Here is a 22459-nt window from a genome sequence, read left to right as displayed (position 1 = left end):
AATAATTTTGCGTGTTAGTCCCAAAAAACAGGATTGTCATGAGACCAGTAAATTTCGATTTGGATGTCATGCGCAGTTTCGTCACAGGGGTCGAATTGGGCAGTTTTGCCAAGGCGGCGCAAAAGCTCGCTCGTTCGACATCGGCCATCAGCGCCCAGTTGAAGAAACTCGAAGCCCAGGCGGGTTCGCCCTTGTTCAAGAAGGCCGGTCGCAGGCTGGCACTCACGGACACCGGGGAAGTGCTACTGAATTACTCCCGGCGGCTTTTAAGCCTCAACGATGAAACCATCACCGCGGTGTCCGAGCTCAAGCTCAAAGGCTGGGTGCGTCTGGGGCTTCAGGAAGACCTGGGCAGCTTCCTGCCCACGGTGCTGGGCCGCTTCGCCAGGGCCCATCCCGATGTTCGGGTCGAAGCCCGCATCGCGCGCAATGGCGATCTGCTCAGCCGCATCGAAAACGGCTCCCTGGATCTCGCCGTGGCCTGGGGGGCAGAGCGGACCACCGGGTATCAGGAAGTGGTGGCGGACCTGCCCATGCAGTGGATCGGCTCATCGCACCAGTACCTCGACTGGCGCGCCGAGTCCGGCACACCGTTGCCGATCATCGCGTTTGACGCGCCTTGTCCCTTTCATTCGATGGCCACCGAAGCGCTCAACCGCGAAGGGATTCCCTGGTTACTGTCGTTCACCAGCTCCAGCCTCAATGGCCTATCCGCGGCGACGGAAGCCGGCCTGGGCTACACCATTCGCACGGCCCTGGGCTTGCAGCCAGGCACCGAGCTGCTGCAGGCCGGCGACCGCGGCTTGCCAGCCTTGCCCTCAATCGCCTTGACGCTGCATCGCCGAGAGGCAACCCCGGACCCGCTGACCGAACGGCTGTCGAACATCGTGATACAGGCCATTCGCAGTGAGATTGTTTACTGACGAGGGACGGCTTGAGTACAAGCCTTGCCAGACCGATTTTGCCTAACAGGTGTTTGCAGCCGGACTATTGTTAAGCACAGAGATTTGATCAGAAGAGAGCACACAATGAACAAGTTCGTTTGGCCGGCACTGATGGCTTTGCTGTTTGTCCAGTCCCCGGCCCATGCCATCAATGAAAAGTATCGCCAGCAGCTTGAGCAGTCGGGCTGTACCCAAATGACCGAGCTTCAGGGATGCGACATCCACAAGAGCAAGGCGGAAAACGCCAAGGCCGGATTTGCCGACCCTTACACCCCCGCCGCTGCTGCTGACAGCGCCAAGGAACAAACCCCCTACGCCGGACAGTGGACGGCCAAAAGCGATACTGGCGCGACAGTCGCCACCATTCGTATTGATGCCAAAGAGCATGTGTGGGTGAACGGCAAAGAGGTCAAAGCCAAACGCACGGATGGCGCCCTGCAATTTCGTCAGGGCACGCTGCTGTTCACCATTCAAGGTGATCGACGCCTGAAGAATGAAGATGTGTGGATGGATACCGATGCTGGAACCAAGGGGCCGATTCAGAGCGAATAGGTATTCGGACAGGCACAAAAAAACCGGCTCAGGTGGCCGGTTTTTTTGAGTTCAAGATGCATTGAGCGGCATCTTTAGATATGTACTTGGTGCCCCGAGGGGGACTGGTGAGTCCCATATAATTCATGGCCTACAGCCTGATAACTTAGTTAGGAATACAAGCTGGGGTACAGCTTAATTGGGTTTAGGCATAAACCCCGCATGCATTACCAGTAACCTAGCTTGTGTGGCAAGGGTTGCAGCAAAAGTAGCAACCATTAATCCTTCGCTGAGGGTTTGCTGCTCGAGCTTCGCTAACAGCACTGATGCATGTTAGGTGATTTCCGAGTGGTACCTGATTCTCCAGCTGCGGCATGTAATGGCAGCCAGTCGTTGTGTTGTGCACTTCGTAGTCACCGTTCGCTTGAGCGTTTCTGTTTACGATAAACGATTGCATTTGTTAGTCCTCGCTTCCGTGTGTCGGATCCGTAATGACTCAAGTTCTAGGCATGTCTGCTGTGTTGAATGAGTTGCTTGATCATTAGCACGGAGGAGGTTAGCTGGAGAATGGCAGAAAGCAATCAGTCGAGAATGGCGCTGGGGACCCAGAGCAAATCTGAAAGACACGGTGTCGGAAACCTGCGAGATCTTGGTAGAGACAGTTCCCCGAGCTTACTGAAATTTCGACGTTGAAATTGAAAAGATATTAAAGAGAAAAGGGCATCGTTACCACAACGGTAAAGGTGGGCCATTGTGTGGTTAACAGCGAACGATTGAGCCCGGTCAACCTTGGGGGATGGTGCCAACTACGTTAACCCGTCAACCAACGTAGAAAACTCAGTCGCTAACCAGATGCGGCGGGTTATCTGCCCTGTGTCTTTCAGATTTGCTCAGGGGCCCCGGTAGAGTTTGAAAAGCGTTACGCAATGTGGACTGCCCCCGCCCTCATAGACATTTTCCAGCCTCAAAGTGAGGCACTTTCGAAGGCCTCAGGACTGACGCCGCCCAGGTAACTGTGACGACGCGTTCGGTTGTAAAACGCTTCAATGTAATCGAATACGTCGGCACGGGCCATGTCACGGGTTTTGTAGATCCTCTTGCGAATGCGTTCTTTTTTCAGGCTGCTGAAAAAAGACTCCGCCACGGCATTGTCCCAGCAGTTTCCTCGGCGGCTCATACTCGGCTCTAGGTGGTTGGCCAAACAAAAACGTTTCCAGTCATCGCTGCCATATTGGCTACCCTGATCCGAATGCACGATGACTCTGGTTTTGGGTTTACGGCGCCATACCGCCATGAGCAGTGCATCCAATGCCAGCTCCTTGCCCAGCGTTGGCTTCATTGACCAGCCGACCACTTTGCGAGCATACAGATCCAGTACGACGGCCAGATATAACCAGCCCTGCCACGTCCGGATGTAAGTGATATCGGTAACCCAAGCCTTATTAGGGGCATCGACAGTGAACGCCCGGTTGAGTCGATTGGGGGCAATGATCGATGGCCGCCCTTTGATTGCGCGCGGGGCTTTATAGCCTCTGAGCGCCTTGATTTTATTGGTGCGCATCAGCGCCGCGACACGGTGCTTGCCGCAACTTTCTCCAGCCTCGCGCAAGTCAGCAAACACCCTCCGTGCACCATACACACCTCGACTGGCCGCATAGGAGTCGCGGATCAGCCCTAACAGCCGACCATTCTCTTTTTCTCGATCAGAAACAGGCTTGTGTAGCCATTGATAGAACCCGGCACGAGCAACTTGCAAAACCCGACACAGCGTAGTGATCGCGTATTGATGTCGGTGCTCGTTCATAAAGCGGTATTTCACTCGGGTTCCCTGGCGAAGTACCGCGCTGCCTTTTTTAAGATGTCGCGCTCTTCTTCCAAGCGTCGCATTTGGGCTCGCAGCCGTAAAATCTCGCTTTTGGCTTCGAGCAGTTCGCTGGCCTGTTTCTCGGTTTTGTCAGGCGTCACGGCTTTGACCCATTTGTAGAGGCTGTGGGTCGAAACGCCGAGGCGCTCGGCTGTTTCCGCAACGGAGTATCCGCGCTCAATGACTTGCCTGACGGCTTCTGCCTTGAATTCCGGCGTGAATCGTTGGGTGCTCATAAACTTCCTCCTATGCTCAAAGCATAGGCTGGAGATGTCTACGATGCCGGGGGCGGTCCAAATGAGCTTGCAAAGTGTCTAGAGAATCCGGGGCGATTCAGGCGGCGTGTTGGGCCTGACCGCTGGATGAGGTTGGCAGGTTTTGGGTAATGAATTGTCCCAGGGGGCGGCGAACGATCACTGACCACCTGAGCATTTCTCCTAGCACGCACAGCGCTTCCAGAAAGGCGATGAGGGGCGTGCCGTAGTGCTTGGTGATCCTGGCTGTAAGTGCGTCGGAGAGGTTGGCTGCGTATTCCTGGCCGTTCAGCACGTCGAACATGCCGATTTCGTCCAGGTCGCGGTGTTCCTGGTTGCAGGCTCCAGCCTTGCAAGCTGGGAAGCAGGAGTACAGAAGAGGATGGGATAGAAAGGCCAATAGCCAGGCACAAAAAAACCGGCTCAGGTGGCCGGTTTTTTTGAGTTCAAGATGCATTGAGCGGCATCTTGAGATATGTGCTTGGTGCCCCGAGGGAGACTCGAACTCCCACTTCTTGCGAAAACGGATTTTGAATCCGCCGCGTCTACCAATTCCGCCATCAGGGCTCAATGGCGGCGAAGTATAGAGAGGCAGTTACCGTTGGTCAATCGGCTTTCGTGGTCAATTTTTAGTTATTCCGCTAAACTTTCCGGCCCTGCTAGACGAACCCCATCATGCGCGTTGCTGACTTTACCTTCGAGCTTCCTGATTCGCTGATCGCCCGCCATCCTTTGGCCGAGCGTCGCGGCAGCCGTCTGTTGACCCTGGATGGGCCAACCGGCGCCTTGGCCCACCGTCAATTCACCGATCTGCTGGAGCATTTGCGTCCGGGCGATCTGATGGTGTTCAACAATACCCGGGTGATTCCGGCCCGTCTGTTTGGCCAGAAGGCCTCCGGCGGCAAGCTGGAGATCCTCATCGAGCGGGTGCTGGACAGCCATCGTGTGCTGGCCCATGTGCGCTCCAGCAAGTCGCCCAAGCCTGGGTCGAAGATCCTGATCGACGGCGGTGGCGAGGCCGAGATGCTGGCGCGCCACGACACGCTGTTCGAGCTGGGTTTTGCCGAGGAGGTGCTGCCGCTGCTGGATCGGGTCGGGCACATGCCGTTGCCTCCTTATATAGACCGCCCGGATGAAGGCGCGGACCGTGAGCGTTATCAGACCGTGTACGCCCAGCGTCTGGGGGCTGTCGCGGCGCCCACGGCGGGGCTGCATTTCGACCAGCCGCTGCTGGAGGCCATTGCCGCCAAGGGCGTGGAGACTGCGTTCGTGACCCTGCATGTCGGCGCCGGCACTTTCCAGCCAGTGCGGGTCGAGCGTATTGAAGATCACCATATGCATCACGAGTGGCTGGAAGTCGGCCAGGACGTGGTGGATGCGGTTGCCGCATGCCGTGCTCGCGGTGGTCGGGTGGTGGCGGTGGGCACCACCAGTGTGCGTTCCCTGGAAAGTGCCGCGCGCGATGGTGTGCTCAAGCCGTTCAGCGGCGACACCGATATCTTTATCTACCCGGGCCGGCCGTTCCATGTGGTCGATGCCCTGGTGACCAACTTCCATCTGCCGGAATCCACGCTGTTGATGCTGGTTTCGGCGTTCGCCGGTTATCCCGAGACCATGGCCGCCTATCGCGCCGCGGTGGAAAATGGGTACCGCTTTTTCAGCTACGGTGATGCGATGTTCATCACCCGTAATCCTGCGCCGACCGCTCCCAAGGATCTGGCCCCCGAGGAAACTGTATGAGTCGCACTTGTCGTATGTCCTTCGAGCTTCTGGCCACTGATGGCAAGGCTCGTCGCGGTCGCCTGACCTTCCCCCGCGGTACGGTGGAAACCCCGGCCTTCATGCCGGTGGGCACCTACGGTACGGTCAAGGGCATGCTGCCGCGGGATATCGTCGCCACCGGCGCCGAGATCATCCTCGGCAACACCTTCCACCTGTGGCTGCGTCCGGGCACCGAGGTGATCAAGGCTCACGGTGATTTGCATGACTTCATGCAGTGGAACGGCCCGATCCTCACCGATTCCGGTGGTTTCCAGGTGTTCAGCCTGGGCGCCATGCGCAAGATCAAGGAAGAGGGCGTGACCTTCGCCTCGCCGGTGGACGGTGCCAAGGTGTTCATGGGCCCGGAAGAGTCGATGCAAGTGCAGCGCGACCTGGGTTCGGACATCGTGATGATCTTCGACGAGTGCACCCCGTACCCGGCCGATGAAGATGTGGCGCGGATCTCCATGGAGCTGTCCCTGCGCTGGGCCCAGCGTTCCAAGAATGCCCACGGTGACAACACGGCGGCGCTGTTTGGCATCGTTCAGGGTGGCATGCACCAGGACCTGCGCATGCGTTCCCTGGAAGGCCTGGACAAGATCGGCTTCGACGGCCTGGCCATCGGCGGCCTGTCGGTGGGCGAGCCCAAGCATGAAATGATCAAGGTCCTGGACTACCTGCCGGGCCAGATGCCTGCCGACAAACCTCGTTACCTTATGGGAGTTGGCAAGCCGGAAGATCTGGTTGAGGGTGTGCGCCGCGGTGTGGACATGTTCGATTGCGTGATGCCAACCCGCAATGCCCGCAATGGGCATCTGTTCATCGATACAGGCGTGCTGAAAATCCGTAACGCGTTCCATCGCCATGATGATTCGCCGCTGGACCCAACTTGTGATTGCTACACCTGCCAGAACTTCTCCCGTGCCTATCTGCATCACTTGGACAAGTGCGGGGAAATGCTCGGGAGTATGCTCAATACCATCCATAATTTGCGCCATTACCAGCGTCTTATGGCTGGTTTGCGCGAGGCTATTCAACAAGGTACATTGGCCGCCTTTGTCGATTCCTTCTATGCCAAACGCGGGTTACCCGTGCCGCCTTTAGAATAAGTTCTAAAGACGTTAAGCCACTAATTTTGCAATTATCGGAGTGTTAAATGAGCTTTTTGATCCCTGCCGCGTATGCGGACGCCGCTGCACCTGCCGCTGCCGGTCCTGCTGGCACTGGTTTCGAGTGGATTTTCCTGGTTGGCTTCCTGGTCATCTTCTATCTGATGATCTGGCGCCCGCAGGCCAAGCGCGCCAAAGAGCAGAAAAACCTGCTGAGCAGCCTGCAGAAAGGCGACGAAGTTGTGACCACTGGCGGTATCGCCGGCAAGATCAACAAGGTGACCGACGACTTCGTGGTTCTGGAAGTGTCGGACTCCGTTGAGCTGAAGTTCCAGAAGGGCGCGATCGCTGCCACGCTGCCAAAAGGCACGCTGAAAGCCATCTAAGTTTCATCTTTTACCAATCGACGGGGCGCGCAAGGCGCCCCGCGTCATAAACGGGCGGCGTGATGCTGAACAAATATCCTCTGTGGAAGTACCTACTGATCCTGGCGGTGCTGGCGATCGGTTTTATTTATTCCGCTCCCAATCTATACCCTGATGATCCGGCCATTCAGGTCAGCGGTGCGAGCACTGCGTTGCAGGTCACTCAGGCGGATCTGGATCGTGCGAGCAAAGCGCTCACCGACGCCGGTATCAAGGTCAAGGCTGCTTCCATTGCTGCCAACGGCAAGGGCGGCCTGCTGCGCTTGACCAACAAGGAAGACCAGCTTCCGGCCAAGGATGTAGTGCGCAAGGCGCTGGGCGATGACTATGTGGTGGCGTTGAACCTGGCGCAAACCACTCCGCAATGGCTGCGCAACCTCGGTGCGCACCCGATGAAACTGGGTCTGGACTTGTCCGGTGGTGTGCACTTCCTGCTGGAAGTGGACATGGACAAAGCCCTCGACGCCCGCCTGAAAGTCTATGAAGGCGACGTCAAGAGCCTGCTGCGCAAAGAGCGCCTGCGCTATCGCAGCCTGCCGCAGCTCAATGGCGCCATCCAGCTGGGCTTCAGCGATGAAGACAGCCGTGAACAGGCTCGTTCGCTGATCCGCAAGAACTTCAACGATTTCGATATCGTACCGGCCGACCTCAATGGCCAACCGGTGCTGCGTCTGGCGATGACCCCGGCCAAGCTGGCGGAAATCCGTGAATACTCCATCAAGCAGAACTTGACCACCGTGCGTAATCGGGTCAACGAGCTGGGTGTGGCCGAGCCTCTGGTTCAGCGTCAGGGTGCCAACCGTATCGTGGTTGAGCTGCCGGGCGTGCAGGACACTGCTGAAGCCAAGCGGATCCTGGGCAAGACCGCCAACCTGGAATTCCGTCTGGCCGCCGAGCCGGGTGCTTCCAAGGCGACTTCCGAGTCCTTCGAATTCCGTGAGGGCAACCGTCCTCCTGCACTGATCGAGCGTGGCCTGATCATCACCGGTGACCAGGTGACCGATGCCCAGGCCGGTTACGACGAACACGGCCGTCCACAGGTGAACATCAAGCTTGATGGTCACGGTGGCGAGCTGATGAACCGTTCGACTCGCAGCAATGTCGGTCGCAGCATGGCGGTGATCTTCATCGAGCAGAAGCCGACCACCACCTACACCAAGCAAGTGGTGAACGGTGTCGAGAAAGACGTGGCGGTGCAGACCTTCAAGGAAGAGAAGAAGATCATCAGCCTGGCGACTATCCAGTCGCCGCTGGGTAGCCAGTTCCGCATCACTGGCCTGAACGGCCAGGGCGAGTCTTCCGAGCTGGCGCTGTTGCTGCGTGCCGGTGGTCTGGCGGCGCCGATGTACTTCGCCGAAGAGCGCACAATCGGTCCAAGCCTGGGTGCTGACAACATCACCAAGGGTATCGATGCGTCCCTGTGGGGCATGCTGTTCGTGTCGCTGTTCATTATCGCCATCTACCGTTTCTTCGGTGTCATCGCCACTGTGGCCCTGGCATTGAACATGGTGCTGCTGCTGGCCCTGATGTCCCTGCTGGGGGCGACGCTGACCCTGCCGGGTATCGCCGGTATCGTCTTGACCATGGGTATGGCGGTGGACGCCAACGTACTGATCTTCTCGCGGATACGTGAAGAGCTCGCCGCCGGCATGAGTGTGCAGCGGGCAATCAACGAAGGCTTCGGCCGGGCATTCACCGCGATCCTGGACTCCAACCTGACCACCTTGCTGGTGGGCGGCATTCTGTTCGCCATGGGTACCGGTCCGGTGAAAGGCTTTGCGGTGACCATGTCCCTCGGGATCTTTACCTCGATGTTCACGGCCATCTGGCTGACCCGTGCGATGGTCAACCTGATCTTCGGCGGTCGTGACTTCAAGAAGTTGTGGATTTAAGGGGCTGCCATGTTACGTACTATTAACTTCATGGGCGTGCGCAACGTTGCGTTCGGCGTCACTGTGCTGCTCACCATCCTGGCGTTGTTCAGCTGGTTCCACAAAGGCTTGAACTACGGTCTGGACTTCACCGGCGGTACGCTCATTGAGCTGACCTACGAGCGTCCGGCGGATGTGATGAAGGTGCGTTCGCAACTGAACGATGCCGGTTATCACGAAGCCATCGTGCAGAGCTTCGGTGCGACCACTGATCTGCTGGTGCGGATGCCGGGTGAAGACCCGCAACTGGGCCACCAGGTGGCCGAGGCGCTGCAGAAGGTTGGCGGTGACAACCCGGCGCAGGTCAAGCGCGTCGAGTTTGTCGGTCCGCAAGTGGGTGAAGAGCTGCGGGACCAGGGCGGCCTCGGCATGCTCATGGCCCTGGGCGGCATCCTGATCTACCTGGCCTTCCGCTTTCAGTGGAAGTTCGCGGTGGGCGCGATCGTTTCGCTGATCCACGACGTGATCGTGACGGTGGGCATCCTCTCGTTCTTCCAGATCACCTTTGACCTGACGGTGCTGGCGGCGGTGCTGGCGATCATCGGTTACTCCCTCAACGACACCATCGTGGTGTTCGACCGGGTGCGTGAGAACTTCCGTGTGCTGCGCAAGGCCAGCCTGATCGAGAACATCAATATCTCGACCACTCAGACCCTGCTACGGACCATGGCGACTTCGATCTCCACCTTGCTGGCGATCATCGCGTTGCTGTTCTTTGGTGGCGACAACCTGTGGGGCTTCTCCATCGCCCTGTTTGTCGGTGTTCTGGCGGGTACCTACTCGTCGATCTACATCGCCAACGTGGTGCTGATCTGGCTGAACCTGAACAGCGAGGATCTGATTCCTCCGGCCAATACCGAGAAGGAAGTGGACGACCGTCCATGAGGATCTAGCCCTTTTCCGGCTGTCAGTTAAAAAGGCGCGAGTGTTGAACTCGCGCCTTTTTTATTGCTCCAACGCTGGGAGAAGCGCGGGCCAAGTCCCGTTTGTATGGTCAGGAGGTTCACGTGAACAAGTCGTTGCTGGTTGGTGCGGTATTGGGTGCTGTCGGTGTCACCGCCGGGGGTGCTGTTGCCACCTACAGCCTGGTTAAAAGCGGCCCTGAGTATGCGCAAGTGCTGGCCGTACAGCCGGTCAAACAACAGATCAAGACCCCTCGTGAAGTCTGCAAGGACGTCGCCGTGACTCGCCAGCGCCCGGTCAAGGATGAGCATCAGATCCTGGGCACCGTGGCGGGTGCGGTGGGCGGCGGTCTGCTGGGTAGCATGATTGGTGGTGGTAATGGCAAGAAGATCGCCACTGTGGCGGGTGCGGTTGGCGGTGGCTATGCCGGCAACAAGGTGCAGGAAGGCATGCAGGAACGTGACACCTACACCACCACCCAGACTCGCTGTAACACGGTCAATGACATCAGTGAGAAGGTCGTGGGTTATGACGTGAAATACGACTTGGGCGGCAAGCAAGGCCAGGTGCGCATGGATCGTGATCCGGGCAACCAGATTCCGGTGGATAAAGAGGGGCGTCTGATTCTGGGTCAGAACCAGAATCAACCCGGCCAATAACCCTCGCTTGTAGGGGTTGGCTTGCCGGCGAATGGGCTTTGAGATCGCCTTCGCCGGCAAGCCGGCTCCTATAGGTCGGGTTTTGCGGACATAAAAAAAGCACCCCTCGGGGTGCTTTTTTGTCGCTGGCGCTTAGCGCTTCAGCGAAGCCGGCAGGTGCGGCTGGATGGCGGTCAGGACCGCTTTGAAGCATTTGGTGTTGCCAGCTACCACGTGGCCTTTTTCCAGGAAGTCGTGACCGCCGGTGAAGTCGCTCACCAGGCCGCCGGCTTCTTGAATCAGCAGGGCGCCAGCTGCCATGTCCCATTCGGACAGGCCCGACTCCCAGAAAGCGTCGAAACGACCGGCGGCCACGTAGGCCAGGTCCAGGCTTGCAGCACCAGCGCGGCGGATGCCGGCGGTCTGGCCAACCAGGGCGCGGAACATGCCCAGGTAGTTGTCCAGGTTGTCCATCTGGTCGTCACGGAATGGGAAGCCGGTGCCCAGCAGGGCGCCGTCGAGGCTGGTGCGGCCGCTCACGCGCAGGCGGCGACCGTTCAGCTGGGCGCCACGGCCACGGCTGGCGGTGAATTCTTCCTGGCGAACCGGGTCCAGGACCACGGCGTGTTCCAGGCGGCCACGGTATTTGCAGGCGATGCTCACGGCAAAGTGCGGGATGCCGCGCAGGAAGTTGGTGGTGCCGTCCAGTGGGTCGATGATCCACAGGTAGTCTTCGCCTTCGCCGCTGCCGGAGTGCAGGCCGGTTTCTTCGCCGAGGATGGCGTGGGTCGGGTAGGCCTTGCGCAGCGCGTCGATGATCTTCTGCTCGGCAGCGCGATCAACTTCGGATACGTAGTCTTTGGCGTCTTTTTCGTCGACCTTGATGGTATCCAGGCGCTCGATGGAGCGGAAAATCAATTCACTGGCGCTGCGGGCGGCGCGCAGCGCGATATTCAGCATTGGCTGCATGGATAGGTCACCTAAGGTTGTTAAAGAAAGCCGAGCATTCTAGCAGAAAACTTTTGCAGATGAAGGCTGGTGTTCGCTTTGATTGCATTGATCCGCTGTGTGGCGTTCTCCGGTGGCGAGTGTTTGTACCGGTTGCTGGGCGCCTTTATGGAGCGCTGGAATCTGTCGGGTGGTTATTTTTGAGGCGGGAGTCTTGCCTGTTCGGTAAGATTTGCTCCCCCTTATCGTGTCCGAGAGCGCATCCCTTGCTGCAGAACATTCGTGTCGTCCTGGTCAATACCAGTCATCCGGGCAATATCGGCGGGGCTGCGCGTGCCATGAAGAACATGGGCTTGTCGCGGCTGGTGCTGGTGGGGCCCCGGGTATTTCCGTCTCACGAGGCGGATGCGCGTGCTTCCGGTGCCACCGATATCCTGGCCAATGCCCAGGTAGTTGCCACCCTTGAGGAGGCATTGGCGGGTTGCACGCTGGTGTTTGGCACCAGTGCTCGCGACCGGCGCATTCCCTGGCCCTTGCTTGATCCGCGTGAGTCCGGTCTCAAGGTGGTAGAGGAAGCCGGGCAGGGGGCGCAGATCGCCCTGGTGTTCGGTCGTGAAGATTCCGGCCTGACCAATGATGAGCTGCAGCGATGTCATTTCCACGTGCATATCCCGTCGGACCCGGAGTTCAGCTCGCTGAACCTGGCCACGGCGGTGCAGGTGCTGACTTATGAAGTGCGCATGTCCTGGCTGGCGGCCCAAGGCCGGCCAACCAAGGTAGAGAAGGATGAAGTGGCTTCGCCGCGCAGTGAAGAGCTGGCGACCATGGATGAGTTGGAGCGGTTCTACGAGCATCTGCAGCAGACGCTGGTGGCCATCGACTTCCTCGATCCGGAAAAGCCGCGGCACTTGATGGCACGCCTGCGTCGGTTATACGGTCGCAGCTCGGTCAGCCGGGCGGAAATGAATATATTGCGTGGCATTCTCACGGAAACCCAGAAAGCGGCCCGTGGAGAGCTACAAAAGCGGAAGGATCAGTGATGTTCGAGCGTCTGCGTGAAGATATCCAAAGCGTGTTTCATCGTGACCCGGCGGCGCGCAATGCCTTCGAGGTGTTGACCTGCTACCCAGGTATGCACGCGATCTGGATTCATCGTTTGTCCGGCGCCTTGTGGGGCATGGGTTGGAAATGGCTGGCGCGGCTGGTGTCGAACTTCGGTCGTTGGTTGACCGGGATCGAAATTCATCCGGGAGCCAAAGTCGGCCGTCGCTTCTTTATCGACCATGGCATGGGCATTGTCATTGGCGAGACCGCCGAGATCGGTGATGACGTGACCCTCTATCAAGGGGTGACGCTGGGTGGCACCAGTTGGAACAAGGGCAAGCGCCATCCGACCCTGGAAGACGGTGTGGTGGTGGGGGCGGGCGCCAAGGTGCTGGGTCCCTTCATTGTGGGCGCGGGGGCCAAGGTCGGTTCCAATGCGGTGGTGACCAAGGCGGTGCCGGCCGGAGCGACGGTGGTGGGCATTCCTGGGCGGATCATCATGAAGTCCAGCGACGAGCAGGCGGCCAAGCGCAAGGCTATGGCGGAAAAACTCGGTTTCGATGCCTACGGTGTCGGCGAGGACATGCCGGATCCGGTGGCTCGTGCTATCGGGCAGTTGCTGGATCACCTGCAGGCAGTTGACGGTCGTCTGGAGGATATGTGTGGCGCGCTGAAGGATCTGGGCAGTGACTACTGTGCCAAGGATCTGCCTCAATTGCGTGAAGAAGACTTCGCTGAAGTCAAAGGCAAGGACGGCAGTCAGGTCGGCTGATGGCGCAAAACCGGCCCCTCTGCGGGGTCGGCTTGCTAGCGAAAGGCCCTAATATCCTTTGAGTGACCCGCAGGTCAGGTGTTGCCATACTGCTGTGCCATTACGTCGCAGACTTTGCTATGATTCGCGCGCTCTTTTGCGGGTAAACCCGACTAAAGTAGTTGGTCTTATAGTTGACTCGATTACTCGGGTATTGCATACTCGCGTCCATTCCGAAACTCCGTGGTACTTGTCCATGCGACTGACTACTAAAGGCCGATACGCCGTGACCGCCATGCTTGATCTGGCGTTGCACGCGCAACATGGCCCGGTCTCCCTGGCCGATATCTCTGAGCGCCAAGGCATCTCCCTGTCCTACCTCGAACAGCTTTTCGCCAAACTGCGCCGCAGTAACCTGGTGTCCAGCGTCCGTGGTCCTGGTGGCGGCTACCAGCTGTCCCGTGACATGCAGGGGATTCAGGTGGCTCAGGTGATCGATGCGGTGAATGAATCGGTCGATGCAACCAAATGCCAGGGGCTGGGTGATTGCCATGCCGGCGACACCTGCCTGACCCATCACCTGTGGTGCGACTTGAGCCTGCAGATTCACGAATTTCTGAGCGGTATCAGCTTGGCTGATCTTGTTACTCGCCGTGAGGTACAAGAAGTAGCCCAGCGTCAGGACCAGCGCCGTTGTAATGGTAAGGCGCCGCGCCTGGACAAGATTGAAGCGTCCGCCGTCGAATGACAGCCAAAGAGCTAGCGGCACGCCAGCCAGCCTGATTTAGGAGAGAGTCCATGAAATTGCCGATTTACCTTGATTACTCAGCGACCACGCCGGTCGATCCGCGTGTTGCGCAAAAAATGAGTGAATGCCTGCTGGTCGACGGAAACTTCGGTAACCCGGCGTCCCGCTCTCACGTGTTCGGCTGGAAGGCCGAAGAGTCGGTGGAGAATGCCCGTCGCCAAGTGGCCGACCTGGTTAACGCTGATCCGCGTGAAATCGTCTGGACCTCCGGTGCAACCGAGTCCGACAACCTGGCAATCAAGGGTGTCGCGCATTTCTATCACACCAAGGGCAAGCACCTGATCACCTCGAAAATCGAGCACAAGGCTGTCCTGGACACCATGCGCCAACTCGAGCGTGAAGGCTTTGAAGTGACCTACATCGAGCCGGGCGAAGATGGCTTGATCACTCCGGCCATGGTTGAAGCGGCCCTGCGTGACGACACCATCCTGGTTTCGATCATGCATGTGAACAACGAAATCGGCACCATCAACGACATTGCCGCCATCGGCGAGTTGACCCGCTCCAAAGGTATTCTGTTCCACGTCGACGGCGCTCAGTCCACCGGCAAGGTCGAAATCGACCTGCAGGCCCTGAAAGTCGACCTGATGTCCTTCTCTGCCCACAAGACCTACGGCCCTAAAGGCATTGGCGCGCTGTACGTCAGCCGCAAGCCTCGCGTGCGCCTGGAGGCCACCATGCACGGCGGCGGTCACGAGCGCGGTATGCGTTCCGGTACCCTGGCCACTCACCAGATCGTCGGTATGGGCGAAGCCTTCCGCGTCGCCAAGGAAGACATGGTCGCCGAAAATGCTCGCATCAAGGCCCTGAGCGATCGCTTCTACAAGCAGGTTGAACACCTGGAAGAGCTGTACATCAACGGCAGCATGACGGCTCGTGTACCGCACAACCTGAACCTGAGCTTCAACTACGTTGAAGGCGAGTCGCTGATCATGGCCCTCAAGGATCTGGCAGTGTCTTCCGGTTCGGCCTGTACTTCGGCTTCGCTCGAGCCTTCGTACGTGCTGCGTGCCCTGGGTCGTAACGACGAGTTGGCTCACAGCTCGATCCGCTTCACCTTCGGCCGCTTCACCACCGAAGAAGAAATCGATTACGCGGCGCAGAAAGTCTGCGAAGCCGTTACCAAGCTGCGCGCTCTGTCGCCGCTGTGGGACATGTACAAAGATGGCGTCGATATCTCGAAGATCGAGTGGGCGGCGCACTGAATATAAGTCGCCGCACAGGGTTCTGTAGAGCGTCCCGATAACGGCGATTTGCAGAACCCAAGAGCGACTCTCTGATGAGTGAGGATTAAGAATCATGGCTTACAGCGAAAAGGTCATCGACCACTACGAGAACCCGCGCAACGTCGGCAAGATGAACGCGGAAGATCCGGATGTCGGCACCGGCATGGTCGGCGCTCCAGCCTGCGGCGACGTGATGCGCCTGCAGATCAAGGTCAACGAGCAGGGCATCATTGAAGACGCCAAGTTCAAGACTTATGGCTGCGGTTCCGCCATTGCTTCCAGCTCCCTGGCCACTGAGTGGATGAAGGGCAAGACCCTGGATGAAGCCGAAACCATCAAGAACACCCAGCTGGCTGAAGAGCTGGCCCTGCCTCCAGTGAAGATCCACTGCTCGGTGCTCGCCGAAGACGCCATCAAGGCCGCCGTTCGCGACTACAAGCAGAAGAAAGGCCTGATCTGATCGATCGGCTTTCACAGATTTGGCGACAAGTAAGGAGTCACGATGGCTATCAGCATGACAGAAGCGGCTGCTCAACACGTGCGACGCTCCCTCAATGGGCGCGGCAAGGGTGATGGGATTCGTCTGGGTGTTCGCACCACAGGCTGTTCCGGCCTTGCCTATGTGCTGGAGTTCGTCGACGAGATCGGCGAGGACGATCAGGTGTTCGAAAGTCACGGCGAGAAAGTGATCATCGACCCGAAGAGCCTGACCTATCTGGACGGCACCGAGCTTGATTTCGTCAAGGAAGGGTTGAACGAAGGCTTCAAGTTCAACAACCCCAACGTGCGCGGTGAATGTGGCTGCGGCGAAAGCTTCAATATCTGAGGCTTCTTGTGGGTACTCCTTGTCATTTCGCTTTATTTGAACTGCAACCGAGCTTCCGTTTGGATCTCGAGCAGTTGGCTGCGCGCTACCGTGAGTTGGCGCGTGGGGTTCATCCAGACCGTTTTGCCGATGCTTCCGAGCGCGAGCAACGTCTGGCCCTGGAGCAGTCGGCGAGCCTCAACGAGGCTTACCAGACCCTCAAGAGTCCGCCAAAGCGTGCTCGTTATCTTCTGGCCTTGAATGGCGGTGAGTTGCCGCTGGAAGTCACGGTGCATGATCCGGAGTTTCTTCTGCAGCAGATGCAGTGGCGCGAAGAACTCGAAGACTTGCAGGACAGCGCCGACCTGGCTGGAGTGGCAGCATTCAAGCGTCGACTCAAGACTGCACAGGATGAACTGAACGAAAGCTTCGCAGCCTGTTGGGATGATGCAGCGCAACGCGAGCAGGCCGAACGCCTGATGCGGCGCATGCAGTTCCTCGACAAGCTCACCTACGAAGTGCGCCAGTTAGAAGAGCGCCTCGACGATTAACCCAGTGCCGCTCCGGTCGCACGCCTGATATACAGATAAGTCCAGATAAGCATGGCCCTACTGCAGATCGCCGAACCCGGCCAAAGTCCTCAACCGCACCAGCGTCGTCTGGCTGTGGGGATCGACTTGGGTACCACCAATTCGCTGGTTGCTGCCTTGCGCAGTGGTCTTTCCGAGCCTCTGGCTGACGCGCAGGGTCAGGTGATTCTGCCGTCGGCCGTGCGTTATCACGCCGACCGCGTCGAAGTGGGTGAATCCGCCCGCCTGGCTGCGTCCAGCGATCCCCTGAACACCGTGCTCTCGGTCAAGCGCCTGATGGGGCGCGGCCTGTCCGACGTCAAGCAATTGGGTGAGCAACTGCCTTATCGCTTCGTTGATGGTGAGTCGCATATGCCGTTCATCGAGACCATCCAGGGGCCGAAAAGCCCGGTGGAGGTATCGGCTGAAGTGCTCAAGGTCTTGCGTCAGCGTGCTGAGGCGGCCCTGGGGGGCGAGTTGGTAGGTGCGGTGATTACCGTTCCGGCCTATTTCGATGATGCCCAGCGTCAAGCCACCAAGGATGCGGCCAAGTTGGCTGGCCTGAATGTGCTGCGCCTGCTCAACGAGCCGACCGCGGCTGCCGTGGCTTACGGTCTGGACCAGCACGCCGAGGGTGTGGTGGCGATCTATGACTTGGGCGGCGGTACCTTCGATATTTCCATCCTGCGCCTGACTGGCGGCGTCTTCGAAGTGCTGGCTACTGGTGGCGATACCGCCCTGGGTGGCGACGACTTCGATCACGCCATTGCCGGCTGGATCATCGAGGGCGCGGGCCTGTCCGCCGACCTGGACCCAGGCACCCAGCGCAATCTGTTGCAAACCGCCTGTGCGGCCAAAGAAGCCCTGACCAGTGCTGCATCCGTGGAAGTGGTGCATGGCGATTGGCGCGCCGCCCTGACTCGCGAGGCCTTCGACGCCCTGATCGAGCCTATGGTTGCCCGCAGCCTCAAGGCCTGCCGTCGTGCCGTTCGCGACTCCAATGTCGAGCTGGACGAAGTGCAGGCAGTGGTCATGGTGGGCGGTTCGACCCGCGTGCCGCGCGTGCGTGAAGCGGTGGCTGAAATGTTTGGTCGCCAGCCGTTGACCGAGATCGATCCGGATCAAGTGGTGGCCATTGGTGCCGCGATCCAGGCCGATACCCTCGCGGGCAACAAGCGTGAAGGCGGCGAATTGCTGCTGCTGGACGTGATTCCGCTGTCTTTGGGGTTGGAAACCATGGGCGGGTTGATGGAGAAGGTGATTCCGCGTAACACCACCATACCGGTTGCCCGTGCCCAGGACTTCACCACCTACAAGGATGGCCAGACGGCCATGATGATTCATGTGCTGCAGGGCGAGCGCGAGCTGATCAGTGACTGCCGCTCCCTGGCGCGCTTCGAGCTGCGTGGCATCCCACCGATGGTGGCCGGTGCGGCGAAGATTCGCGTGACCTTCCAGGTCGACGCCGATGGCCTGCTCAGTGTCTCTGCCCGAGAGCTGGGGTCGGGTGTTGAAGCCAGCATTCAGGTCAAGCCGTCCTACGGCCTGACTGACGGCGAAATCGCCAAGATGCTCAAGGACTCCTTCCAGTACGCCGGTGACGACAAGGTGGCCCGCGTGCTGCGTGAGCAGCAGGTTGATGCTCAGCGCCTGATCGAGGCTGTGCAGGGCGCCCTGGACGCCGATGGTGACCGTCTTCTGGATGCTGAAGAGCGCATGGTCATCGAGCTGCAGATGCAGGAACTGAGTGAATTGATGCGTGGCACCGATGGTTACGCCATCGAGCAGCAGACCAAGCGTCTGTCGCAAGTGACCGATGCCTTTGCTGCCCGCCGCCTGGATTCGACGGTGAAAGCCGCTTTGGCGGGGCGCAACCTGAATGAAATCGAGGAATAACTGATGCCGCAGATCATTTTTCTGCCACACGCCGTGTTCTGCCCGGACGGTCTGGTTGTCGAGGTCGAGCCTGGTGTTTCGGTGCTCGACGTGGCCCACGACAACCACATCGAGATCGAGAGCGCCTGCGGCGGCGTCTGCGCCTGCACTACCTGCCACTGCATCATTCGTGAAGGGTTTGACTCGCTGAACGAAGCCGACGAGCTGGAAGAAGACTTGCTGGACAAGGCCTGGGGCCTGGAAGCACAGTCGCGCCTGTCGTGCCAGGCCATCGTTGGTGATGAAGACCTGACCGTTGAAATTCCCAAGTACTCACTCAACCATGCCGCCGAAGCGCCGCACTGATTCAAGGAGTCGTCATGAGTCTGAAGTGGGTTGATGTACTGGAAATCGCGATCCAGCTGGCTGATTCCAAGCCGGATGTGGACCCGCGTTATGTGAACTTTGTCGACTTGCACCAATGGGTTCTGGCACTGCCAGAGTTCAGCGACGATCCGGCTCGCGGAGGCGAGAAGGTTCTTGAAGCAATTCAGGCCGCCTGGATCGACGAAGCGGACTGAATCCGCGGGCTACGCAGTTAGGCAATCCCTATAAACCCGCGTATAATTCGCGGGTTTAATTTTTCGCTTTAATCACCGTTTCTGGAGTTACACCATGGCTGTTCAACGTACTTTCTCCATCATCAAGCCTGACGCTGTTGCAAAAAACGTTATCGGCAAGATCGTTTCCCGTTTTGAAGAAGCCGGCCTGCGCGTTGTAGCTTCGAAAATGAAGCAACTGTCCAAAGCTGAAGCTGAAGGCTTCTACGCTGAGCACAGCGAGCGTGGCTTCTTCGGCGAACTGGTTGCCTTCATGACTTCCGGTCCAGTTGTTGTTCAGGTTCTGGAAGGCGAAAACGCCATCGCTCGCAACCGTGAGCTGATGGGCGCTACCAACCCTAAAGAAGCTGCTGCCGGCACCATCCGTGCTGACTTCGCCGAGTCCATCGACGCCAACGCCGTTCACGGTTCGGACTCCGAAGCTGCCGCTGTTCGCGAAATCGCTTACTTCTTCGCAGCTACTGAAGTAACCGCTCGCTGAGTAAGGCTGGCGAGTGAGGGGTGAGACCATGACTACATCGATCGGCAAAACTAACCTGTTGGGGTTAACTCAACCGGAAATGGAGAAATTCTTCGACTCAATCGGGGAGAAGCGTTTCCGTGCCGGTCAGGTAATGAAATGGATTCACCACTTTGGCGTCGATGATTTCGACGCCATGACGAATGTCGGCAAGGCCTTGCGCGAGAAGCTCAAGGCCGTTGCCGAGATTCGCGGTCCGGAAGTGGTCAGCGAGGACATCTCCAGCGACGGCACCCGCAAATGGGTGGTGCGCGTGGCGTCCGGCAGCTGCGTCGAGACCGTGTACATTCCCCAGGGCAAGCGCGGCACTCTGTGCGTTTCGTCCCAGGCAGGCTGTGCCCTGGATTGCAGTTTCTGCTCCACCGGCAAGCAAGGCTTCAATAGCAACCTCACCGCCGCCGAAGTCATCGGCCAGGTGTGGATTGCCAACAAATCCTTTGGCAGCGTCCCGGCAACTGTCGACCGTGCCATCACCAACGTGGTGATGATGGGCATGGGTGAGCCGCTGCTGAACTTCGACAACGTCATCGCCGCCATGCACCTGATGATGGACGACCTGGGCTACGGCATTTCCAAGCGCCGTGTGACCCTGTCCACCTCCGGCGTGGTGCCGATGATCGATGAGCTGGCCAAGCACATCGACGTGTCCCTGGCGTTGTCGCTGCACGCACCCAACGATGCGCTGCGCAACCAGTTGGTGCCGATCAACAAGAAGTACCCGCTGAAGATGCTCCTGGAGTCCTGCCAGCGCTACATGTCCTCCCTGGGCGAGAAGCGCGTGCTGACCATCGAGTACACCCTGCTCAAGGACGTCAACGACAAGCTGGAACACGCGGTTGAGATGATCGAGTTGCTCAAGGACATTCCTTGCAAGATCAACCTGATCCCGTTCAACCCGTTCCCTCATTCCGGTTACGAGCGTCCGAGCAACAACGCCATTCGTCGTTTCCAGGACCAACTGCATCATGCCGGCTTCAATGTCACCGTGCGCACAACTCGCGGTGAAGACATCGATGCCGCCTGCGGTCAGTTGGTCGGGCAGGTGCTGGATCGCACCCGCCGTAGCGAACGTTATATCGCCGTGCGTGAGCTGAGCGCCGACGCCGATATGCCGCAAAGCGCCGCGACCCGTACCTGAGAGAGGATCTCCATGACCCTGCGCTTCGCGCTGCTCCTGCTTGTTGCCAGTCTCTGTGCTGGCTGTGTTCTGTCGGGTGATTCCAGTCCGATGAACACCAGCAAGGGCCGTGATGAGGCGCGCGAGGCCTACGTACAGTTGGGCCTGGGGTATTTGCAGCAGGGGATGAGCGAAAGGGCCAAGGTGCCGTTGAAAAAGGCCCTGGAGCTGGCGCCTGCCGATGCTGATGCCAACGCCGCCCTGGCGCTGGTGTTCCAGGCCGAGATGGAACCTGCGCTGGCCGATGAGCACTTTCGCCAAGCCCTGGCGGCCCGTCCGGACAGTGCGCGTATCCTCAACAACTACGGCAGCTTCCTGTTCGAAGAAAAACGTTACAAAGAGGCTTATCAGCGCTTCGAGCAGGCCGCTGCTGATACTCTGTACCCCGAGCGTTCCCGGGTGTTCGAAAACCTCGGTATGACCGCTTCCAAGCTGGGCCAGCGTGAGCTGGCCCAACTGCAACTGGAAAAAGCCCTGCGCCTGAATCACCAACAGCCCCGCGCATTGCTGGAAATGGCTGAGTTGTCTTACGAAGACAGGCATTATGTGCCCGCGCGCGACTATTACGATCGTTTTAGCCTGCTCGGCGAGCAAAATGCACGTAGTCTATTGCTCGGCGTTCGGCTGGCAACGGTGTTCGAAGATCGCGACAAGGCCGCCAGTTACGGCCTGCAACTAAAACGACTTTATCCCGGTACGCCGGAATATCAGCAATACCTGTCGGAGCAATGATGAAAGCGGCGCATCCCGAAGTTCAAGCAGTGACTCGCGTAAACCCCGGTGAGACCCTGCGTCAGGCCCGCGAAAGCAATGGTTGGTCGCTGGCTGAAGTGGCCCACAAGCTCAACCTCACCGTGAGCTCCCTGAGCAATCTGGAAGCCGGCGCGTTCGACAAACTGCCAGGGCATACCTTTGCTCGCGGCTATATCCGTGCCTACGCCAAATTGCTGGGCATGGACCAGGCCATCCTGGTACAGGAATTCGATCAATACACCGGTACCGACTCCCAAGGCAGCAGCGTTCACGCTCTGGGTCGTATCGAAGAGCCGGTACGGGTTTCCCACACCATCCTGCGCATCGTCAGCTTGCTGCTGTTGGTGGCCGTGGTGGGTGGCGGTTTCATCTGGTGGCAGGATCAGTCCTCCTTGCGCGGCAAGGAGCCGATCTCCTTGAGTCCCGAGCACGTTGAGGTTGAGGGTGCCGATGGCACCACGCAGATCCATCCAATCGACGAGCCGGAAGACCAGGCCGTCGCCGAAGGTCAGAGCGAAGCCCAGGACAACGCCGCGCAAACTCAGAGCCTGGCTGCTGCTGAGGCGCCTGCCAATCCAGTGGCGCCTGCAACGTCGGCTCCGGTTGCGACTCCTGCGGCCCCAACCCCTCCTGCGCATACCGCCCCGACCGTTGCGCCCGTTGTCAGCGCACCTGCAGTTCAGGCGCCGGTTCCGGCTGTCGTACCCGCTACGCCAGCGAATCCTGCCACTGCAGCGGCGCCTACCTCTCCGGTTGCCGGGTCGGGCCAGGTGCAGATCCAGTTCAGTGCCGACTGCTGGGCCCAGGTCATCGATGGCAATGGCAAGATTCTGCTCAGTGCCCTGAAGCGCAAGGGTGAAACGGTCGATGTTAGCGGCAAGCCGCCTTTTGCCGTACGTCTGGGGTATGCCCGTGGCGCACAAATTTCTTACAACGGTCAGGCGGTGGATATCGCCCCGTTCACCAGTGGCGAGACCGCTCGCCTGAAGTTAGGTCAATAAGT

Annotated in this window: 24 protein-coding genes, 1 tRNA gene and 1 pseudogene; 22 read left to right on the top strand and 4 right to left on the bottom strand. The window is 58.9% G+C overall.

The window, feature by feature from the left end; translation table 11 throughout:
* Positions 1-38: 38 nt before the first annotated feature.
* Both WIN67_RS24705 and WIN67_RS24700 read left to right on the top strand, forming a co-directional pair.
* Positions 39-923 (top strand): LysR substrate-binding domain-containing protein, encoded by an 885-nt coding sequence (locus tag WIN67_RS24705; protein WP_102860386.1) that lies wholly within the window; start codon positions 39-41, stop codon positions 921-923.
* Between the two features lie 105 nt (positions 924-1028).
* Positions 1029-1496 (top strand): hypothetical protein, encoded by a 468-nt coding sequence (locus WIN67_RS24700; protein WP_102880822.1) that lies wholly within the window; start codon positions 1029-1031, stop codon positions 1494-1496.
* A 943-nt stretch (positions 1497-2439) separates the two neighbouring features.
* Here WIN67_RS24700 and WIN67_RS24695 read toward each other — a convergent pair.
* The 3 genes and pseudogenes from WIN67_RS24695 to WIN67_RS24685 form a co-directional block, all read right to left on the bottom strand.
* A protein-coding gene (locus WIN67_RS24695) for an IS3 family transposase (protein ID WP_339070152.1) occupies positions 2440-3575 on the bottom strand; the annotation gives its coding sequence in 2 pieces (ribosomal slippage) (positions 2440-3335 and positions 3335-3575; 1137 coding nt in all).
* A 100-nt stretch (positions 3576-3675) separates the two neighbouring features.
* Positions 3676-3903: pseudogene (locus WIN67_RS24690) on the bottom strand (hypothetical protein); the annotation flags it as partial.
* A 172-nt stretch (positions 3904-4075) separates the two neighbouring features.
* A tRNA-Leu gene (locus WIN67_RS24685) sits at positions 4076-4160 on the bottom strand.
* Between the two features lie 108 nt (positions 4161-4268).
* On the opposite strand from WIN67_RS24685, the gene queA reads away from it, so the two are divergent.
* The 6 genes from queA (at position 4269) to WIN67_RS24655 (ending at position 10381) form a co-directional block, all read left to right on the top strand.
* Positions 4269-5333: a tRNA preQ1(34) S-adenosylmethionine ribosyltransferase-isomerase QueA gene (queA, locus tag WIN67_RS24680; protein WP_102860388.1), complete on the top strand. Its 1065-nt coding sequence runs from the start codon at positions 4269-4271 to the stop codon at positions 5331-5333.
* A 14-nt stretch (positions 5334-5347) separates the two neighbouring features.
* A complete protein-coding gene (gene tgt / locus WIN67_RS24675; protein WP_161799191.1) occupies positions 5348-6463 on the top strand; it encodes a tRNA guanosine(34) transglycosylase Tgt in 1116 nt (371 codons plus the stop codon).
* 47 nt (positions 6464-6510) lie between these two features.
* Entirely contained in the window at positions 6511-6849 is a 339-nt protein-coding gene (gene yajC, locus WIN67_RS24670) for a preprotein translocase subunit YajC (RefSeq protein ID WP_102880809.1), read from the top strand.
* 62 nt (positions 6850-6911) lie between these two features.
* On the top strand, positions 6912-8780 hold the full coding sequence (gene secD / locus WIN67_RS24665; RefSeq protein ID WP_102860389.1) for a protein translocase subunit SecD: 1869 nt from the start codon (positions 6912-6914) through the stop codon (positions 8778-8780).
* Between the two features lie 9 nt (positions 8781-8789).
* Complete coding sequence (gene secF, locus WIN67_RS24660; RefSeq protein ID WP_102860390.1) at positions 8790-9704, top strand: protein translocase subunit SecF; 915 nt, start codon at positions 8790-8792, stop codon at positions 9702-9704.
* 122 nt (positions 9705-9826) lie between these two features.
* The gene (locus WIN67_RS24655) at positions 9827-10381 is read left to right on the top strand and encodes a glycine zipper 2TM domain-containing protein (protein ID WP_102880808.1); all 555 of its coding nucleotides are present in this window, start codon (positions 9827-9829) and stop codon (positions 10379-10381) included.
* A 132-nt stretch (positions 10382-10513) separates the two neighbouring features.
* Here the strand turns inward: WIN67_RS24655 and suhB are convergent, their stop codons facing one another.
* Positions 10514-11329 (bottom strand): inositol-phosphate phosphatase, encoded by an 816-nt coding sequence (gene suhB, locus WIN67_RS24650; RefSeq protein ID WP_339070150.1) that lies wholly within the window; start codon positions 11327-11329, stop codon positions 10514-10516.
* A gap of 245 nt (positions 11330-11574) precedes the next feature.
* Between suhB and trmJ the strand changes: the two genes are divergently transcribed.
* From trmJ to WIN67_RS24580, 14 genes are all read left to right on the top strand, one after another.
* Positions 11575-12348 (top strand): tRNA (cytosine(32)/uridine(32)-2'-O)-methyltransferase TrmJ, encoded by a 774-nt coding sequence (trmJ, locus tag WIN67_RS24645; protein ID WP_339070149.1) that lies wholly within the window; start codon positions 11575-11577, stop codon positions 12346-12348.
* Positions 12348-13124 carry a serine O-acetyltransferase gene (cysE, locus tag WIN67_RS24640; RefSeq protein WP_102880807.1) on the top strand — a complete coding sequence of 259 codons (777 nt, stop codon included), beginning with the start codon at positions 12348-12350 and terminating at the stop codon, positions 13122-13124. The genes trmJ and cysE overlap by 1 nt, the downstream gene beginning before the upstream one ends.
* A gap of 235 nt (positions 13125-13359) precedes the next feature.
* On the top strand, positions 13360-13851 hold the full coding sequence (gene iscR / locus WIN67_RS24635) for a Fe-S cluster assembly transcriptional regulator IscR (RefSeq protein ID WP_011063217.1): 492 nt from the start codon (positions 13360-13362) through the stop codon (positions 13849-13851).
* Between the two features lie 50 nt (positions 13852-13901).
* Complete coding sequence (locus WIN67_RS24630) at positions 13902-15116, top strand: IscS subfamily cysteine desulfurase (RefSeq protein WP_102860394.1); 1215 nt, start codon at positions 13902-13904, stop codon at positions 15114-15116.
* A 94-nt stretch (positions 15117-15210) separates the two neighbouring features.
* Entirely contained in the window at positions 15211-15597 is a 387-nt protein-coding gene (gene iscU, locus WIN67_RS24625) for a Fe-S cluster assembly scaffold IscU (protein ID WP_007929523.1), read from the top strand.
* 42 nt (positions 15598-15639) lie between these two features.
* Positions 15640-15963 (top strand): iron-sulfur cluster assembly protein IscA, encoded by a 324-nt coding sequence (gene iscA / locus WIN67_RS24620; RefSeq protein WP_007929524.1) that lies wholly within the window; start codon positions 15640-15642, stop codon positions 15961-15963.
* Between the two features lie 8 nt (positions 15964-15971).
* On the top strand, positions 15972-16493 hold the full coding sequence (gene hscB / locus WIN67_RS24615) for a co-chaperone HscB (RefSeq protein ID WP_011063215.1): 522 nt from the start codon (positions 15972-15974) through the stop codon (positions 16491-16493).
* Positions 16494-16544: 51 nt separating this feature from the next.
* Positions 16545-18407 (top strand): Fe-S protein assembly chaperone HscA, encoded by a 1863-nt coding sequence (gene hscA, locus WIN67_RS24610; RefSeq protein ID WP_102860396.1) that lies wholly within the window; start codon positions 16545-16547, stop codon positions 18405-18407.
* A gap of 3 nt (positions 18408-18410) precedes the next feature.
* The gene (fdx, locus tag WIN67_RS24605) at positions 18411-18752 is read left to right on the top strand and encodes an ISC system 2Fe-2S type ferredoxin (protein WP_025129554.1); all 342 of its coding nucleotides are present in this window, start codon (positions 18411-18413) and stop codon (positions 18750-18752) included.
* Positions 18753-18766: 14 nt separating this feature from the next.
* Positions 18767-18967, top strand: a complete 201-nt coding sequence (iscX, locus tag WIN67_RS24600; protein WP_102860397.1) for a Fe-S cluster assembly protein IscX — start codon at positions 18767-18769, stop codon at positions 18965-18967.
* 94 nt (positions 18968-19061) lie between these two features.
* On the top strand, positions 19062-19487 hold the full coding sequence (gene ndk, locus WIN67_RS24595; protein ID WP_339070148.1) for a nucleoside-diphosphate kinase: 426 nt from the start codon (positions 19062-19064) through the stop codon (positions 19485-19487).
* Between the two features lie 28 nt (positions 19488-19515).
* Positions 19516-20664: a 23S rRNA (adenine(2503)-C(2))-methyltransferase RlmN gene (gene rlmN / locus WIN67_RS24590; RefSeq protein ID WP_102860398.1), complete on the top strand. Its 1149-nt coding sequence runs from the start codon at positions 19516-19518 to the stop codon at positions 20662-20664.
* Between the two features lie 12 nt (positions 20665-20676).
* Positions 20677-21435 carry a type IV pilus biogenesis/stability protein PilW gene (pilW, locus tag WIN67_RS24585; RefSeq protein WP_102860399.1) on the top strand — a complete coding sequence of 253 codons (759 nt, stop codon included), beginning with the start codon at positions 20677-20679 and terminating at the stop codon, positions 21433-21435.
* Positions 21435-22457, top strand: a complete 1023-nt coding sequence (locus WIN67_RS24580; protein WP_339070147.1) for a RodZ family helix-turn-helix domain-containing protein — start codon at positions 21435-21437, stop codon at positions 22455-22457. The genes pilW and WIN67_RS24580 overlap by 1 nt, the downstream gene beginning before the upstream one ends.
* The last annotated feature ends 2 nt before the right edge of the window (positions 22458-22459 follow it).

Source organism: Pseudomonas idahonensis, assembly GCF_037903935.1.
Classification (GTDB): Bacteria; Pseudomonadota; Gammaproteobacteria; order Pseudomonadales; family Pseudomonadaceae; genus Aquipseudomonas; species Aquipseudomonas danubii.
Note: the sequence above shows the minus strand (reverse complement) of the source record. Positions and strands in the feature narration are given on the sequence as shown.